11 protein-coding genes are annotated in these 17,232 nt (G+C 63.4%); 8 read left to right on the top strand and 3 right to left on the bottom strand.

Translation table 11 applies throughout. The annotated features are described in order from the left end of the window. Positions 1-18 precede the first annotated feature (18 nt). The 3 genes from Cth01_RS03535 (at position 19) to Cth01_RS03525 (ending at position 2,798) form a co-directional block, all read left to right on the top strand. Entirely contained in the window at positions 19-1,011 is a 993-nt protein-coding gene (locus Cth01_RS03535) for a Bug family tripartite tricarboxylate transporter substrate binding protein (RefSeq protein WP_045838534.1), read from the top strand. Between the two features lie 180 nt (positions 1,012-1,191). Beyond that, complete coding sequence (locus tag Cth01_RS03530) at positions 1,192-1,878, top strand: RraA family protein (protein ID WP_045838533.1); 687 nt, start codon at positions 1,192-1,194, stop codon at positions 1,876-1,878. After that, positions 1,875-2,798: an NAD(P)-dependent oxidoreductase gene (locus Cth01_RS03525; protein WP_034357148.1), complete on the top strand. Its 924-nt coding sequence runs from the start codon at positions 1,875-1,877 to the stop codon at positions 2,796-2,798. Before Cth01_RS03530 ends, Cth01_RS03525 begins: the two co-directional genes overlap by 4 nt. A gap of 238 nt (positions 2,799-3,036) precedes the next feature. On the opposite strand, the gene Cth01_RS03520 is transcribed toward Cth01_RS03525, so the two are convergent. Next, on the bottom strand, positions 3,037-4,155 hold the full coding sequence (locus tag Cth01_RS03520) for an NADH:flavin oxidoreductase/NADH oxidase (RefSeq protein ID WP_045838532.1): 1,119 nt from the start codon (positions 4,153-4,155) through the stop codon (positions 3,037-3,039). Positions 4,156-4,510: 355 nt separating this feature from the next. Here Cth01_RS03520 and Cth01_RS03515 point away from each other — a divergent pair, with 355 nt between their 5' ends. Beyond that, positions 4,511-5,431 carry a LysR family transcriptional regulator gene (locus tag Cth01_RS03515; protein ID WP_034357155.1) on the top strand — a complete coding sequence of 307 codons (921 nt, stop codon included), beginning with the start codon at positions 4,511-4,513 and terminating at the stop codon, positions 5,429-5,431. A gap of 92 nt (positions 5,432-5,523) precedes the next feature. Here Cth01_RS03515 and Cth01_RS03510 read toward each other — a convergent pair whose 3' ends face one another. Continuing rightward, positions 5,524-7,257: a cation acetate symporter gene (locus Cth01_RS03510; protein WP_034379215.1), complete on the bottom strand. Its 1,734-nt coding sequence runs from the start codon at positions 7,255-7,257 to the stop codon at positions 5,524-5,526. After that, positions 7,254-7,562, bottom strand: coding sequence for a DUF485 domain-containing protein (locus Cth01_RS03505; RefSeq protein WP_003061686.1), 309 nt, complete (start codon positions 7,560-7,562; stop codon positions 7,254-7,256). Before Cth01_RS03505 ends, Cth01_RS03510 begins: the two co-directional genes overlap by 4 nt. A gap of 292 nt (positions 7,563-7,854) precedes the next feature. Here Cth01_RS03505 and Cth01_RS03500 point away from each other — a divergent pair, with 292 nt between their 5' ends. From Cth01_RS03500 to uvrA, 4 genes are all read left to right on the top strand, one after another. Further along, positions 7,855-9,537: an MFS transporter gene (locus Cth01_RS03500; protein WP_045838531.1), complete on the top strand. Its 1,683-nt coding sequence runs from the start codon at positions 7,855-7,857 to the stop codon at positions 9,535-9,537. A gap of 259 nt (positions 9,538-9,796) precedes the next feature. Next, entirely contained in the window at positions 9,797-10,789 is a 993-nt protein-coding gene (locus Cth01_RS03495; protein WP_034405911.1) for a porin, read from the top strand. 220 nt (positions 10,790-11,009) lie between these two features. Continuing rightward, on the top strand, positions 11,010-11,147 hold the full coding sequence (locus Cth01_RS23925) for a hypothetical protein (protein WP_003059044.1): 138 nt from the start codon (positions 11,010-11,012) through the stop codon (positions 11,145-11,147). Between the two features lie 148 nt (positions 11,148-11,295). Then, complete coding sequence (gene uvrA / locus Cth01_RS03490; protein WP_045838530.1) at positions 11,296-17,232, top strand: excinuclease ABC subunit UvrA; 5,937 nt, start codon at positions 11,296-11,298, stop codon at positions 17,230-17,232.

Below are 17,232 nucleotides of genomic sequence, written 5' to 3'. Positions count from 1 at the left end.
ACCAACAGGAGACAACAGATGAACTTTCGCCCGCTTTCGCGCGCCCTGCATGCCGCCGTGCTCGGCTTCGTGGCTGTAGTCACTCCCTTCGACAGCGCGCTGGCGCAGCCCGCCTATCCGGCCAAGCCGATCCGCCTGATCGTGCCGTTCCCGCCTGGCGGCGGCACGGACATGATTGCGCGCACCGTGGCCCAGAAGATGGCCGAGCAGAACAAGTGGAGCGTGGTGGTGGACAACCGCCCCGGCGCGGGCGGCAACCTGGGCGTGGACGCCGCGGCCAAGGCCGCGCCCGATGGCTACACCCTGGTCATGGGCCAGACCAGCAATCTCGCCATCAACCCCTGGCTCTACGCCAAGCTGCCCTACGACCCGATCAAGAGCCTGGCGCCCGTGGCCCTGGTGTCCTCGGCGCCCATCGTCATGGCCGCTCCCGCCAACACGCCCTACAAGACCTTTGCCGATCTGGTGACGGCGGCCAAGGCCAGGCCCGACGGCATCACCCTGGGCTATTCGGGGAACGGCACAGTGGCCCATCTGGCGGGCGAGCAGGCTCAGAAGATCTCGGGCATGAGCCTGCGCCATGTGCCCTACAAGGGAGCAGGCCAGGCCATGACGGACCTGGTGGGCGGACAGATCGACCTGTACATGTCCGCCATTCCCACGCTGCTTGGCCAGGTGCGCAACGGCAAGCTGCGGCCCATTGTCGTGACCTCGCTGGCGCGCTCCAGCCAGTTGCCCGACACGCCCACGCTGGCCGAGCTCGGCTACAAGGACTTCGAGGCCAGCTCCTGGTACGGCGTGCTGGCGCCCGCGGGCACGCCCGAGGCCATCGTGCAGCAGCTCAACAAGGCCATCAACCGGGCCCTGAAGCAGGCCGATGTGGCCGAGAAGCTGCGCTCCGAGGGCGGCGACGTGCTGGGCGGCACGCCCCAGGCCTTCGCCCAGCTGCTGCGCACCGAGGTGCCGCGCTGGGGCCGCATCGTCAAGGACTCGGGCGCCAGCCTGGACTGAGGTCGATCAGGCCACCGTGCCATCGCGCCGATAAAGCGCCCACCGAGCACACCTGCCGCGCCATGCCTGGTGCATATATCTGGCATGTGCCCTTGCGGGCAGGACGCGGTGCGCCCTGCCACTCCTGCTCCTTCTTCACTTTCACCTCTGCAACCGGACCGAACCGCGGACCTAACCATCATGAGCCAACTTCCAGAAATCATCCGTGACTTCGAGCGCGTCAGCGCCGAGGTTGTCCAGAAGGCCTCGGGCTTTCAGGCCGCCATCCTGGCCGACGTGGCAGGCCGCCGCGGCACCATGAACGCACGCGTGGCACCCGTGCACCAGGACATGAAGCTCGCCGGCCCGGCCTTCACTGTCGAGGTGCGCCCCGGAGACAACCTGATGATCCACGCCGCCATCGCCCTGGCCAAGCCCGGCGATATCCTGGTCATCGACGGCAAGGGAGACCAGACTGCGGCCCTGATGGGTACGCTGATGCTCAGCGCCTGTAAGAAGACAGGCCTTGGCGGCGTGATCGTGGATGGCGCGATCCGCGACAAGCTGGAGCTGCTGGAGCTGGGCTTTGCGGTGTTCAGCGCCGGCTTCAATCCTGCAGGTCCGACCAAGTTCGTGCCCGGTCGCATCAATCACCCCATCTCCTGCGGCGGTGCGATGGTGAACCCGGGCGACCTGGTGGTGGGCGACGCCGACGGCGTGGTCGTGATCGAGCGCGCCAAGGCGCCCGCCATGCTGGCGCTGGCCGACAGGAAAGTGGCCGACGAGGCCGCGCGCATCGAGGCCATCGTCCGCGGCGACACGGCCTCGAGGTGGCTGCCCGCCGCGCTGCGCGCGGCCGGCGTGCTCAAGGAAGGAGAGACGCTGTGAGCACCATCATCGTCACGGGCGCCGACCTGGCGCAGCAGGCACTGGATCTGCTGCAAGGCCACGACATAGTCTACGCGGGCAAGACGCCCACCGAGCAAGACCTGGTGGCCCTGTGCCGCCGGCATGATCCCGTCGCCATCATCGTGCGCTACGGCAAGGTGGGGGCCGCAGTCATGGATGCCGGACCTTCGCTCAAGGTGATTTCCAAGCACGGCAGCGGCACGGACACCATAGACAAGGCCGAGGCCGCGCAGCGCGGCATCGAGGTCGTGGCGGCGGCCGGCGCCAACGCGGCGGCCGTGGCCGAACAGGCCCTGGCCCTGCTGCTGGCCTGCGCCAAGTCGGTGGTGCAGCTGGACTCGCGCATGCACTCCGGCCATTGGGACAAGGCCACGCACAAAAGCCTGGAACTGGCCGGGCGCACCGTGGGCCTGGTCGGCCTGGGCGCCATAGGCCTGCGCTTTGCGAAGATGGCCGATGCACTGGGCATGCGCGTGATCGGCTTCGATCCCTTTGCGGGCCAGCTGCCCGGCTACGTGCAGGCTGTGGAGCTGGATACGCTGTGGCGCGAAAGCGATGCGATCTCGCTGCACTGCCCGCTGACCGACGACAACCGCAACCTGCTCAACGCCGCAACTCTGGCGTGCTGCAGGCGCGGCGTGATTGTGGTCAACACCGCGCGCGGCGGTCTCATCGACGAGGCCGCGCTGCTGGCCGCCGTGCAGCAAGGCCAGGTCAGCGCCGCAGGCCTGGACAGCTTTGCCGTTGAGCCCATGGCGGCTGGCCACCCCTTTCTGCACCAGCCGGGTTTCATCCTCAGCCCGCACATCGGCGGCGTGACCTCGGATGCCTATGTGAACATGGGAGTGGGAGCGGCGCGCAACGTGCTGGCGGTGCTGGAGCGCGCCAGCGTCTCCTGAGCCGGCGCCTGCCTTGCAAGGCCGATGAGACGGGTTGCGGGCTTTGCTGCGGGCGGGCGAGGCATCGATGCGGTGCGCTCTTTCCCGCCCTTGCGCGCGGTGGCGTCCAGTTCTGCGGTGCTGGTCGTGGGGCGGGCCGCCGGTGAAAACCTTCGCCGACTGCATGGCGCAGACGCGCAGGCAGCCCGGCCTCCTTGCGGTCGATATCTTTGGCGCGTGGAGGGGCGACGGCCGGCTCTCAGGCTGCGGCCTGCTTGGCGGCGCCGCGATAGCGCTCCAGCCAGTGGGCATAGGGTGCGGGCAAGGTCCAGTCGGGGCGGTCCACGCCCAGGCTTTGCGCCAGCTGGTAGGTGTAGTGCGGATTGGCCAGATGGGCGCGGCCTATCATCACCAGATCGACCTGGCCGTCGGCCACGATGCGCTCGGCAATCTGTGGATCATCCATGCCCCAACCTGAGGCCACGGGCAGGCCGGCGCTGCGGCTCACGCGCTGGGCGATGGGAGCGAGGAAGGCGGGCGTTCCCCAGGGAATCTTCACATCGGGAATCACGAAGTTGACGCTGACATTGAGCAGGTCCAGGCCGCGCTCGCGCATCTGGCGCGTCACGGCAATCGATTCCTCCAGGGTTTCTTCGTCGCGGCCGTCGTACTCGATGACGCCGAAACGCGCGGTCAGCGGCAGATGCTCGGGCCAGACCTCGCGCACCTTGGCCACGGTCTCCAGCAGAAAGCGGGCGCGGTTGCTGAAGCTGCCGCCATAGGCGTCGTCGCGCTGGTTGCTGTGGGGCGAGAAAAAGCTCTGGGCCAGATAGCCGTGGGCAAAGTGCAGCTCCAGCCATTCGAAGCCGGCCGCAAGCGCGCGGCGGGCCGCCGCTACAAAGTCGTCCTGCACGCGGGCGATGTCCGCAAGCGTCATGGCGCGAGGAACACGCGGTAGACCGCCGCCAAAGGCGATTGCCGATGGCGCAATCGGCTGCCAGCCGCGGGCATCGCCTTCGGCAATATGGTCGTCGCCTTCCCAGGGATTGTTGGCGCTGGCCTTGCGTCCGGCATGGCCGATCTGGATGCCGGGCACGGCGCCTGCGGCTTTGATGCCGGCGGCAATGCGCGACATGCCGTCGATCTGGCCGTCATTCCACAGGCCGGTGCAGTCGGGCGAGATGCGGCCTTCGGGCGACACGCCCGTGGCTTCGACGATCACCAGCCCCGCGCCGCCGCGCGCCATGGAGGCGTAGTGGACCTGGTGCCAGTCATTGGTGAGACCGTCCACGGCGCTGTACTGGCACATCGGCGGAATGGCGATGCGGTTGCGCAGGGTCAGGCTTTTGAGTGTGAAAGGGGTAAAGAGTGCAGACATGCGAAGTATCGGTGGTGCGAATGGAATGAGCCAGCAGTCCTGCGGCAATGCAGGATGCAAAAGGTTTGATAGCGCCTGGCGCTTTTCATGGCCTGTTTTCAGCATGAAATCAAACTGAAAATCAATGAATGAAGGTGCTGACAGATATCAAAAAATCAAGGGCATCAGGGCACGGAAAGCGGCGGATACAGGCCCCGGGCAATGAGCTCGCTGGAGACGAAGTTTTTGGTGGTGCCCGGCATGTAGTCGGCGGGCCAGTGAATGCGGTGCATGCAGGGCTTCTGTCGAAGGGAATGGGGAAATGATGGGGGTTGTGGTGAAATAAATCCAATCGATATTTCTGATTTATGAAATCATGCCGACTGATATCAAGAGTCTGGACCTGAATCTGCTCAAGGCCCTGGATGCGCTGCTGGACGAGCGCAGCGTGACGCGCGCTGCCGAGCGTCTGGCGCTGACCCAGCCGGCGGTCAGCGGCATGCTGACGCGGCTGCGCGAGAGCTTCGACGATCCCTTGTTCGTGCGCACGCAGCGCGGCATCGCCCCCACGCTGCGCGCGCTGGCACTGGCAGGGCCGCTCAAGGAGTTGCTGTGCAATGCCGAAGCGCTGTTGCGCCCCCAGGCCTTTGATCCGGCCACGGCGCATATGACGCTGCGCATTGCCGCCACGGATTACGCGCTGCAGGCGGTGGTGCTGCCGTTTCTGGCCGTGTTGCGCCAGCGCGCGCCCGGTCTGTGCGTGGCCGTGGTGCCGGCCCAGCATCTGCCGCTGCACGAGCGGCTGGAGCGCGGCGATATCGACCTGGCGCTGATCACGCCGGAGCGCACGGCCCCCGATCTGCATGCGCGCCGGCTGTTCGACGAACGCTATGTCTGCGTGATGCGCCAGGGCCATCCCGATGCGCGCCGGCGTGGCCTGTCACTGGAGCGCTTCTGCGCTCTGGATCATGCGCTGGTGTCCTATGACGGAGGCAGTTTTCATGGTGTGACGGACGAGGCGCTGGAGCGTCTGGGCCGCAAGCGGCGTGTGGCGCTGTCCGTGACCAGCTTTCTGGTGCTGCCCGAAATCCTGCGCAGCTGCGATCTGATTGCCGTCGTGCCCAGGCGGCTGGTCAAGCCCGACTCGGGGCTGGTGGTGCTGGAGCCGCCGCTGGAAATTCCGGGCTTTACCAAGACGGCCGCCTGGCATGCGCGCACCCATCGCTCTGCGGGGCACCAATGGGCACGGGAGCTGCTGTTCGAGCTGGCGCAGTCCGGCGGGCTGGACGTGGAATGAGCGCGGCCCGCAGAAACCGTGGCGGTCTCTGCGGGCCGAGGTGAGGGCAGATTCCTGCCGGGGCCTGGCATGGTGCCAAGCCATTCACATCATCAGTGGCCCGATGCGCCTGCGGCACCCAGACCGGTTTCCGAGCGCACTTGCTGCGCAGGGAACACGGCGCGCTCCTTGGCCGCCTGAGCGCTCTTGTCGAGCACGGAGAACAGCCACACGCCGAAGAAGCCGATTGCCATGGAGAACAGTGCGGGCGAGGCGTAGGGGAACCAGGCCGAGCCGGCGGGATGGCCCAGAGTCGCTTCCCACACCGATGGCGAGACGATGGTCAGACCCACGGAGGAGACCAGGCCCATGAAGCCGCCGATGACGGCGCCCTTGGTGGTGCAGTTCTTCCACAGCACCGACAGCAGCAGCGGCGGGAAGTTGGCGGAAGCAGCCACGGCAAAGGCCAGCGAGACCATGAAGGCGATGTTCTGCTTCTCGAACACAATGCCCAGCAGCACGGCCACAAAGCCCAGGCACAGCGTGGTGATGCGCGAGACCTTGAGTTCGGAGGCGCTGTCGGCCTTGCCCTTCTTGATGACGGTGGCGTAGAGGTCGTGCGAGACGGCCGAGGCGCCGGACAGGGTCAGACCTGCGACCACGGCGAGAATCGTGGCAAAGGCCACGGCCGAGATGAAGCCGTAGAACACATCGCCGCCCACGGTCTTGGCCACCAGCACGGCCGCCATATTGGCCGTGCCTGCGCCGCCGTGGATCACGCCCTTGGCCGTGTCCGCCATTTCGGGGTTGGTGAGCACCAGGGTGATGGCGCCGAAGCCGATGATGAAGATCAGCACATAGAAGTAGCCGATCCAGGTCGTGGCCCAGAACACGCTCTTGCGTGCTTCCTTGGCGTCAGGCACGGTGAAGAAGCGCATCAGGATGTGGGGCAGGCCCAGGGTGCCGAACATCAGCGCCATGCCGAAGCTGATGGCGGAGATCGGGTCCTTGATGAAGCCGCCCGGTCCCATGATGGCCAGGCCGAGCTTTTCCGCCACGGATGGCTCTGCGCCGCCATTGGCGGCGATCTGGGTGCGCACCTTCACACCTTCGGCAAACAGTGCCTCGGGGCTGAAGCCGTACTTGGCCAGCACCATGAAGCCCATGAAGGTCACGCCGGCCAGCAGCAGACAGGCCTTGATGATCTGCACCCAGGTGGTGGCCGTCATGCCGCCGAACAGCACATAGATCATCATCAGCGCGCCCACCAGTACCACCGCGATCCAGTAGTCCAGACCGAACAGCAGCTTGATGAGCTGACCGGCGCCGACCATCTGGGCAATCAGATAGAAGGCCACCACGACCAGCGTGCCGCAGGAGGCAAAAATGCGGAACGGCGTCTGCGCAAAGCGGTAGCCGGCCACATCGGCAAAGGTGAAGCGGCCCAGATTGCGCAGGCGCTCGGCCAGCAGGAAGGTGAGCAGAGGCCAGCCGACCAGAAAGCCGATGGAGTAGATCAGGCCGTCATAGCCGCTGGCCATGACGGAGGCCGAGATGCCGAGAAAGGAGGCGGCGGACATATAGTCGCCCGCAATCGCCAGACCGTTCTGAAAGCCGGTGATGCCGCCACCTGCGGTATAGAAATCGGAAGCCGACTTGGTGCGGCCCGCCGCCCATTTGGTGATCCACAGGGTTGCCACCACAAAGGCGGTGAACATGATGATGGCCGTCCAGTTGGTGGCCTGCTTGGCGGCGTTGCCGACGTCGCCGCCGGCGGCCAGCACGGGAGCTGTCGCGACCAGCGCCGCAGCGCCCGCCAGCCATTGGGAAGAGATGCGCTGCTTCATTGCTTGATGCCTTTGAGAATGTCGCGGGTGAGCTGATCAAACTCGTTGTTGGCGCGGCGCACATAGAGGCCGGTAATGATCACGGAAAAAATGATGACGCCCATGCCGATGGGAATGCCCAGCGTGGTCACTCCAGCGCCTATGGGCCGGGCCAGGAATTCCTTGTCGAATGCGATCAGCGCGACATAGCCGTAGTACACGATCAGCATCAGGACGGTCAGCGCCAGGCCGAGGCGATTGCGCTTGCGGCGCAGCTGCTGGTAGGCGGGGTTGCTTTGGATTGTCTCTATCACCGGGTCTCGCACAGCGTTGTCTCCTTTGAAGTTTTCCAGCCTGCCATCAGGTGCTCGGTGGCTTGCTTGCGATGCATTCTGAGAAGCCCGTCTGACCGTCTCCTTACTTACGATATCGGTGTTTGCCCCTGGTTTTTCACATCAAAAAAAAACCAATCCGGGTAAGTGCGGAGAGGGTCGGGTAATGCCCAGTCTTGAATTTTTGAGAAGCATTTTTTTGTAAGTTAGCGGTCAGTTGTCGCTTTGATATTGGGCAAACAGGTGAGTTGGCAGCGCCTGAAATTCCAAAACCTAGGAGACAAACATGGCCATCAATGCGACAGCACATATGGGAGGTAAATCGGCCCCAAGGCCGATGAGCCCGGAAGAGCGCAAAGTCATCTTTGCGTCTTCCCTCGGAACCGTTTTCGAGTGGTACGACTTCTATCTGTACGGATCTCTGGCAGCCATCATCGCCAAGCAGTTCTTCAGCGGTCTGGATGCGGGATCGGCCTTCATCTTCGCGTTGCTGGCCTTTGCGGCAGGCTTCATCGTGCGCCCCTTCGGCGCGCTGGTGTTCGGTCGTCTGGGCGACATGATCGGGCGCAAGTACACCTTCCTGGTGACGATCCTGATCATGGGCCTGTCCACCTTCATCGTCGGCATCTTGCCCAACTACGCCAGCATTGGCGTGGCCGCCCCCGTCATCCTGATCGCGCTGCGCATGCTGCAAGGTCTGGCCCTGGGCGGTGAGTACGGCGGCGCTGCCACCTATGTGGCAGAGCATGCGCCGCATGGCAAGCGCGGTGCTTACACCTCGTGGATCCAGACCACGGCAACGCTGGGCCTGTTCCTGTCGCTGCTGGTGATTCTGGGTGTGCGTACCTCGATGGGCGAAGAGAAGTTTGCCGACTGGGGCTGGCGCATTCCCTTCCTGGTTTCCATTTTGCTGCTGGCCATCTCGGTCTGGATTCGCATGACGCTGTCCGAGTCTCCAGCCTTTCAGAAGATGAAGGCCGAGGGCAAGGTGTCCAAGGCGCCTCTGACTGAGTCGTTCGGTCAGTGGAAGAACCTCAAGATCGTGATTCTGGCGCTGGTCGGCCTGACCGCCGGCCAAGCGGTGGTCTGGTATACCGGCCAGTTCTATGCGCTGTTCTTTTTGACGCAGCAGCTCAAGGTCGATGCCGTGACGGCCAATCTGATGATTGCCGCCGCACTGCTGATCGGCACGCCTTTCTTTGTGATCTTCGGCACGCTGTCCGACAAGATCGGCCGCAAGCCCATCATCATGCTGGGCTGCATTCTGGCCGTGTTGACCTATTTCCCCGTCTTCAAGGCGCTGACCGAAGCTGCCAACCCCGATCTGGCTGCGGCTCAAGCCAAGAACAAGGTGGTCATCGTGGCCGATCCTGCGGAGTGCTCCTTCCAGTTCAACCCCACAGGTACGAGCAAGTTCACCAGCTCCTGCGACGTGGCCAAGCAGGTGCTGGCCGCGGGTTCCGTGAGCTATGAAAACGAAGATGCGCCAGCAGGCACGCAGGCCGTGATCCGTATCGGCGCGACCGAGATTCCTTCGTTCTCGCTCAAGGGCCTGAGCCCTGAAGACGCCAAGGCCAAGGACGGTGCGTTCAAGAAGACTGTGGCGGCAGAACTGGCCAAGGATGGCTATCCCACCAAGGCTGACCCCGCCAAGATGAACAAGGTCATGATGGTCGTGATCCTGACCTATCTGGTGCTGCTGGTGACCATGGTCTACGGCCCCATCGCGGCCATGCTGGTGGAGCTGTTCCCGACACGCATCCGCTACACCTCGATGAGCTTGCCCTATCACATCGGCAACGGCTGGTTTGGCGGTCTGCTGCCCACCATGTCCTTCGCCATCGTGGCGCAGACCGGCAATATGTACAACGGTCTCTGGTACCCCATCATCATCGCTGGTGTGACGGCCGTGATCGGCACGCTGTTCGTGCCCGAAACCAAGGATCGCGACATCTACGCCGAAGACTGATGCCAGGCGCTGATGCTGCAATTTATGCAGCATCGCATCAAAGATCTGCAAGGCTTGTGCTTTGCAGGTCTTTTTTGTTTGCTTCAGCACTAGTGGGTTACAGCAGTGTGGCAACAAAGCATCATTGCGTTACTTTTTTGCGATGGAAATCATGCTTTTGAGAGGGGCCAACCTAGAATCACACCTAGCCGCGAGAGGGCCAACAACCTACAAGCCAATGCGGTGCAAAAAACACTATCCCAGGACATAGGAGCACTGAATGACCAAGATGACTCGCATCGCACTGGCCGCACTGGCTGTGATGGGCGCAACCACCGCAATGGCACAGAGCAGCGTGACGCTGTACGGCCGTATCAACACCACAGTCGAACGCCAGAAGGTGGGCGATGAGTCGGTGTCCGGCCTGTACAACAATGCTTCCCGCTGGGGCATTCGCGGTACCGAAGATCTGGGTGGCGGCCTGAAGGCTGGCTTCACCCTGGAGTCCGGCTTCAACTCCGACACCGGTACCGGTTCCGCCTGGACCCACCCCACCACCGGCATGTCCTTTGCGCGTCAGAGCGAAGTGAACCTGTCCGGCGGCTTCGGCATGATCCGTCTGGGCAACTTCGTTCCCGAGTCCTACTACGCAACTGCTGACTACATCAGCATGCACAACCACGACACCGGTTCTTCTTCCGATGCGCTGTACTACGATCCCGTCTGGTTCGGCGGTCTGAGCACCAAGAACAAGATCGGCTATCGCACCCCCAACATGGGCGGCCTGACGGTGGATGCCTCCGTGTCTATGCACGAGAAGGATCCCACGGTCGGTCCTCGCAAGAACGGCTACGATCTGGCTGCCAACTACGCCACCGGTCCTCTGCACCTGGGTGCCGGTTTCAGCAAGGTGGGCGATAACTGGCAAGCCGCACTGCGCGGTCTGTACACATTTGGTCAGTTCACGGTTGGCGCCTACTACCAGCGCAATGACCAAGACCTGATCGGCACACGCAACAACTTCCGCCTGTCCGGTATGTACACCATGGGCGCTTCAGAGTTCCACGTGAACGTTGGTCACGCCAACAAGTGGAGCAAGGTTGCCGACTCCGCAGCTACCCAGTGGACTCTGGGCTACAACTACAACCTGAGCAAGCGCTCCAAGGTTTACGGTTACTACACCCGTGTGAACAACGACAGCGGTGCTGCATATAACGCACCAGCTGGCAAGGACTTCAGCTCCATCGCCGTGGGTATCCGCCACAACTTCTAATTTGTGCACCGCGCAAGCGGTGTCTCCAGCAGCTGCAGCTGATAATGCAGACCATTACTCCAAGTTCATACCCCATGTCGCAAGGCATGGGGTTTTTTCTTATGTGCAGCCTGTCTGGCAGTAAGCCACGCGCAAACTCGCTCAGGCTCAATGGTCGTGCTGACTGGCGTGGCACGAGCGGCTGCACCAGCTGCTTATTCATAACACTCTGGAGACTGATATGTGGAAGCTGGCGATTGGTTTTGTGGTGTTTGCTGCCGTGGCGCTGTTTGTCATCATGAAGGCGGGCGACAAGGTGGATATGAGTGGAGAAAAGCATGGTGCGGATGCGATTCATGCGCCGGCAGAGTCCAAATGAAGGCAGCAGCAATCGATCAAAGCCCCGCCAGCCGGGGCTTTTTTGCGGCGGTCCTGGCTGCACGCTGAAACGGTAATGCACATGCGCACCCAAGGCTCATGCCAGGACTGCCTAGAATGTTTGGCCTCCATAGAAAAGACCGCAGAACATGACGCAGGGCCTGATCCGTATCCGTGGTGCTCGCCAGCACAATCTTCGCAATCTGGACATCGATATCCGTACCGGTGAGCTGACCGTTGTCACAGGCCCCAGCGGCTCGGGCAAGTCCAGTCTGGTGTTCGACACGCTGTACGCCGAAGGTCAGCGCCGCTATGTCGAGACCTTCTCCGCCTATGCGCGCCAGTTCCTCGATCGCATGGACAAGCCGGCCGTGGACAAGGTCGAGGGTGTGCCGCCAGCGATTGCCATCGACCAGACCAATCCGGTGCGCAACTCGCGTTCCACCGTGGGCACGATGACGGAGATCAACGATCACCTCAAGCTGCTGTTTGCGCGCGCGGCCCAGTTGTTCGACAGCAGGACGGCCCTGCCGGTGCGCCACGATACGGCGGACAGCATTTATGCCGAATTGGCCCAGCGCTGCGAGGCCGCGGGCGATCCGCGCATTGCCATTACCTTCCCGGTGGAGCTGCCGGCCAATACCTCGGCCGAAGAGGTGGAGCAATGGCTGTCTGCCAGCGGTTTCACCAAGGTGCAGGCCGAGCGCGAAGTGGAGCGCGCTCACCCAGCAGCTGATGAGGTCGCCAAGGGCAAGAAAAAGGCCAAGCCAGCCCCCGAGAAGATCAAGGTGCTGGATGTGATTGCTGACCGCTTTCGCCTCGGCAAGGCCGAGCGGTCCCGCGCCATGGAGGCGATCGAGGTGGGCCTCAAGCGCGGCAGCGGCAGGCTCACGGTCTATGTGTTGCCCGAGAGCGGTGTTGAGGCGACCGAGCCCGAGCTGTGGAAGTTCTCGCTGGGTCTGCATTGCCCCGAGAGCAATCTGACTTACCAGGAGCCGATTCCCTCGCTGTTCTCGTTCAACTCCGCGGTGGGCGCCTGCGATGCCTGCCGTGGTTTCGGTCGCGTCATCGGGGTCGACTGGGGACTGGTGATTCCCAATGAAAAGCTCACCTTGCGCACCGGTGTCATCAAGCCGATCCAGACGCCGGCCTGGAAGGAGATTCAGGACGACCTGATGCGCCATTCCGAGGCCGAGGGCATTCCACGCGATACGGCCTGGTCCAAGCTGACCCGGGAGCAGAAGGACTGGGTGATCGAGGGCTCGCCCAACTGGAACGGCAAGTGGAGCCAGACCTGGTATGGCATTCGCCGCTTCTTCGAGTATCTCGAAAGCAAGGCCTACAAGATGCATATCCGGGTGCTGCTGTCCAAGTACCGCAGCTATACCGAATGCCCGACATGCGGAGGTGCGCGTCTCAAGACCGAAAGCCTGCTCTGGCGCATAGGAGGCAAGCAGGCTGCGGATGCCGTGCTGCCGCCCGGCGATGAGAGCGGCAGATACCAGCGCTTCATGCCTCAGGCAGTGGGCTGGAGCCGAGAGCAGCTCGACAGCCTGCCTGGCCTGTGTCTGCACGATCTGATGCGCTTGCCGATCACGCGCCTGCGTGACTTCTTTGCGCAGCTGGCGCCAGACAGCAACGCCGTTAAAAATGATGGTGAAGCCCAGGCATTGAAGATGCTGCATGCAGAAGTCATGACGCGGCTGCAGTACCTGTGCGATGTGGGCATAGGCTACCTCACGCTGGACCGCCAGAGCCGCACGTTGAGCGGTGGCGAGGTGCAGCGCATCAATCTGACCACCGCTTTGGGCACTTCGCTGGTCAATACCTTGTTCGTGCTCGACGAGCCATCGATAGGACTGCACCCGCGCGATATGGAACGCATCACCGAGGCCATGCAGCGCCTGCGCGATGCGGGCAATACGCTGGTTGTGGTGGAGCATGACCCGGCCGTGATGTTTGCCGCCGACCGCATGATAGACATGGGGCCGGGCCCTGGCGCACGCGGCGGCCAGATCGTGTTCGACGGCACACCCGAGGATCTGCGCAAGGCCGATACCCTCACTGGCGCCTATCTGGGTGGGCGCAAGCAGGTGGGCTTCGGTCTCAAGCGCATGGTGACCGAGAGCACGCCGCGCCTGATTCTCGAAGGCGCGCGCGAGCACAACCTGCGCGATATCAGCGTGGACTTTCCGCTGCAGCGCCTGGTCACCATCACCGGCGTGTCGGGCTCGGGCAAATCCACGCTGATCCAGGATGTGCTGGTGCCTGCGCTGATGCGCCATTTCGGCAAGCCCACCGATGCGGCGGGCGCGTTCGAGCGCCTGCTGGGCGCGGACCATCTGGCCGATGTGATGTTCGTGGACCAGTCGCCCATCGGCAAGACGGCGCGCTCCAACCCGGTCAGCTATGTGGGCGCCTGGGATGCGATCCGCGAGCTGTTCGCCGTGGCGCCGCTGTCGCGCCAGCGCGGCTACACGGCTGCCAAGTTCAGCTTCAACAGCGGCGACGGCCGCTGCCCGACCTGCGGCGGCTCGGGCTTTGAGCATGTGGAGATGCAGTTCCTCTCGGATGTCTATCTGCGTTGTCCCGATTGCAACGGCACGCGTTATCGCCCCGAGATCCTCGAAGTGAAAATCGAGCGCAACGGCCAGCCGCTGAATGTGGCCGATGTGCTGGAGCTCACGGTGGCCGAAGCTGCGCTGCTGTTTGCGCAGGACCGCGATGTGATCCGCGCTCTGCAGCCCATCGTCGATGTGGGTCTGGAATATGTGAAGCTGGGTCAGCCCGTGCCCACGCTGTCGGGCGGCGAGGCCCAGCGCTTGAAACTGGCAGGCTTCCTCGCGGAAGCGGCTCGCGCGCAAAGCAAGTCCAAGCAGTCGCTGGCCAAGAAAGGCACGCTGTTCCTGTTCGACGAGCCCACGACCGGCCTGCATTTCGAGGACATCGCCAAGCTCATGCGCGCGCTGCGCAAGCTGCTCGAAGCCGGCCACTCGCTGATCGTCATCGAGCACAATCTGGACGTGATTCGCGCCAGCGACTGGCTCATCGACCTGGGCCCCGAAGGTGGTGATGGCGGCGGTCTGATCGTGGCCCAGGGCACGCCTGAAGATGTGCGCCATGTGCAAGAGTCGCACACGGCCCAGGCCTTGCGCGAATACGACCTGGCCATGGGCGTGGGCGGCGAGGCGGTGCGTGAAGTAGCCCCCATGCTCTATAAACCAGAGCGCAAAGCCAAGGCTGCACAAGCACTGCAGGCCAAGAATGCGATTGAAATCGTCAACGCCAAGGAGCACAACCTTAAGTCGCTGACGGTCGATGTGCCGCGCGGCAAGTTCAATGTGGTGACCGGGGTGTCGGGTTCCGGAAAATCCACGCTGGCTTTCGACATTCTGTTCAACGAAGGCCAGCGCCGCTATCTCGAATCGCTCAATGCCTATGCGCGCTCCATCGTGCAGCCTGCTGGCCGTCCCGAGGTCGATGCGGTCTATGGCATACCGCCTACGGTGGCCATCGAGCAGCGCCTGTCGCGCGGCGGTCGCAAGTCCACGGTGGGCACGACCACCGAGGTCTGGCACTTTCTGCGTCTGCTCTATGTGAAGCTGGGCGTGCAGCACTGCATACACGACGATGCCATCGTCCAGCCGCAGACCGAGGAAAGCATTGCCGCGCAGCTGATGACGAACTTCCGCGGTCAGACCATCGGTCTCTTGAGTCCGCTGGTCGTCAACCGCAAGGGCGTCTATACCGAGCTGGCCGACTGGGCCAGACCCAAGGGCTACACGCATCTGCGCGTGGACGGCGAGTTTCTGCCGACCACGGGCTTTCCGCGCATTGACCGTTTCAAGGAGCACACCATCGAGCTGCCCGTGGCCAGCGTGACGGTGACCGCGGCCAACGAGAAGGAGCTGCGCGGCCATTTGCGCCAGGCGCTGGAGATCGGCAAGGGCGTGCTGCATGTGCTCTCGGGCATCGAGAATCTGGCCGACGCCATGCAGGGCGGCCGGAGCACGGCCGGCATCGGTGCGCTGCAGGTGTTCTCCACCCAGCGCGCCTGCCCGGTCTGCGCCACCAGCTATGCCGAGCTGGACCCGCGTCTGTTCTCCTACAACAGCAAGCATGGCTGGTGTCCCGATTGCGTGGGCACGGGCGTGAAGCTGACCAAGGACCAGCGCAAGGTCTATGACGACACCTTGCTGGCCGACGACAACCGGGGCCGTGAGGTGAAGTTCGAGGGCCAGGAAGTGGAAGACCTGGCTGAAGTCGTTTGTCCCAAATGCCATGGCACACGTCTGAACCCTGTGGCGCGAGCCGTGAAGTTTCACGACGAGGCGATTACCGATATCGCCCAGCTGTCGGTCAGCGATGTGCGCCACTGGATACAGAGCCTGGAGCTCACGGGCCGCGAAGCCGATATTGCGCGCGATCTGATCCCCGAGATTCAAAGCCGTCTCGAATTCCTGGAAGAAGTCGGTCTCAACTATCTGACGCTGGACCGTGGCGCGCCCACGCTGAGCGGGGGTGAGGCCCAGCGCATCCGACTGGCCGCACAGCTGGGCAGCAATCTGCAAGGCGTCTGCTATGTGCTGGACGAACCCACTATTGGCCTGCATGCGCGCGACAACCAGATTCTGCTCAATGCCTTGCACAAGCTAGGCGACAAGGGCAACACACTGGTGGTGGTGGAGCACGACGAAGACACGATTCGCCGCGCCGACCATGTGATCGACATCGGCCCCAGCGCCGGCATTCGTGGCGGCCGTCTGGTGGCTGAGGGTACGGTGGATGACATCATGGCGGCCAAGGACTCGGTCACCGGGCGCTATCTGCTGCACGCCATGCGCCATCCCTTCAAGCCTCGTCTATGGGTGGGGGAGGGCGAGCCTCCGGAGCAGCCGGCTGCTATCAATGCAGAAGCTGCTGACGCTGGTGATATGGCGGCTCTAGATAAGAAACCATCCAAGACCAAGAAAAAGAAAGCGGTAGCTGCTACTGAAAATGTGGTGCAGCAAGACAGCGACGCCTTGCACTGGCTCACGGTGCTGGGCGCGAATCTGCACAATCTGCAGAGCGTGGACGCCCGCGTTCCGCTCAAGCGCCTGGTGGCCGTGACCGGAGTGTCCGGCTCGGGCAAGTCCACGCTGGCGCGCGATGTGCTGCTGAGCAATGTGGCGGCCTGGGTGCAGCAGCGCTCGACCAAGGCCGGCCGCGATGCCATGGATGCAGGCAAGTCGCCAGCGCTCGTGGGCTGCAAGGGACTCAAGGGTTTCGAGACCATCGATCGCGTGCTCGAAGTCGATCAGACCCCGATCGGCAAGACGCCGCGCTCCTGCCCGGCGACCTATATCGGCTTCTGGGACACGATTCGCAAGCTGTTTGCCGAGACACTGGAGGCCAAGGCCCGCGGCTATGCGGCTGGCCGCTTCTCGTTCAACACCGGCGAAGGCCGTTGCCCGGCCTGCGAAGGCCAGGGCGTGCGCACCATCGAGATGAGCTTTCTGCCCGATGTGAAAGTGCCTTGCGAAGTCTGCCACGGTGCACGCTTCAACCCCGAGACGCTGGCCGTGAGCTGGCGCGGCAAGAGCATTGGCGATGTGCTGAAGATGGAGGTCGACGAGGCCGTGGAGTTCTTCGCCTCCATGCCCTCGATTGCCCATCCGCTGCAGCTGCTGAAAGACGTGGGCCTGGGCTATCTGACCCTGGGCCAGCCATCGCCCACGCTGTCGGGTGGCGAGGCCCAGCGCATCAAGCTGGTGACCGAGCTGACCAAGGTGCGCGACGATATCGGCCGGCGCGGACAGAAGGCTCCGCACACGCTGTATGTGCTGGACGAGCCCACCGTGGGCCTGCACATGGCCGATGTGGACAAGCTCATCCATGTGCTGCACCGCCTTGTCGATGGCGGCCACAGCGTGGTGGTCATCGAGCATGACCTTGACGTGATTGCCGAGGCGGACTGGATCATCGATCTGGGCCCCGAAGGCGGCAAAGAGGGCGGACGCATCGTGGCCACGGGAACCCCCGAGGAGCTGGTGAAGATCGGCACCCACACCGGCAAGGCACTGGCGCCGGTGCTGGCGCGGTAA

It is taken from the genome of Comamonas thiooxydans, from assembly GCF_000964545.1.
Taxonomy (GTDB): domain Bacteria; phylum Pseudomonadota; class Gammaproteobacteria; order Burkholderiales; family Burkholderiaceae_C; genus Comamonas; species Comamonas thiooxydans.
This window is presented reverse-complemented; position numbering and strand designations above follow the sequence as displayed.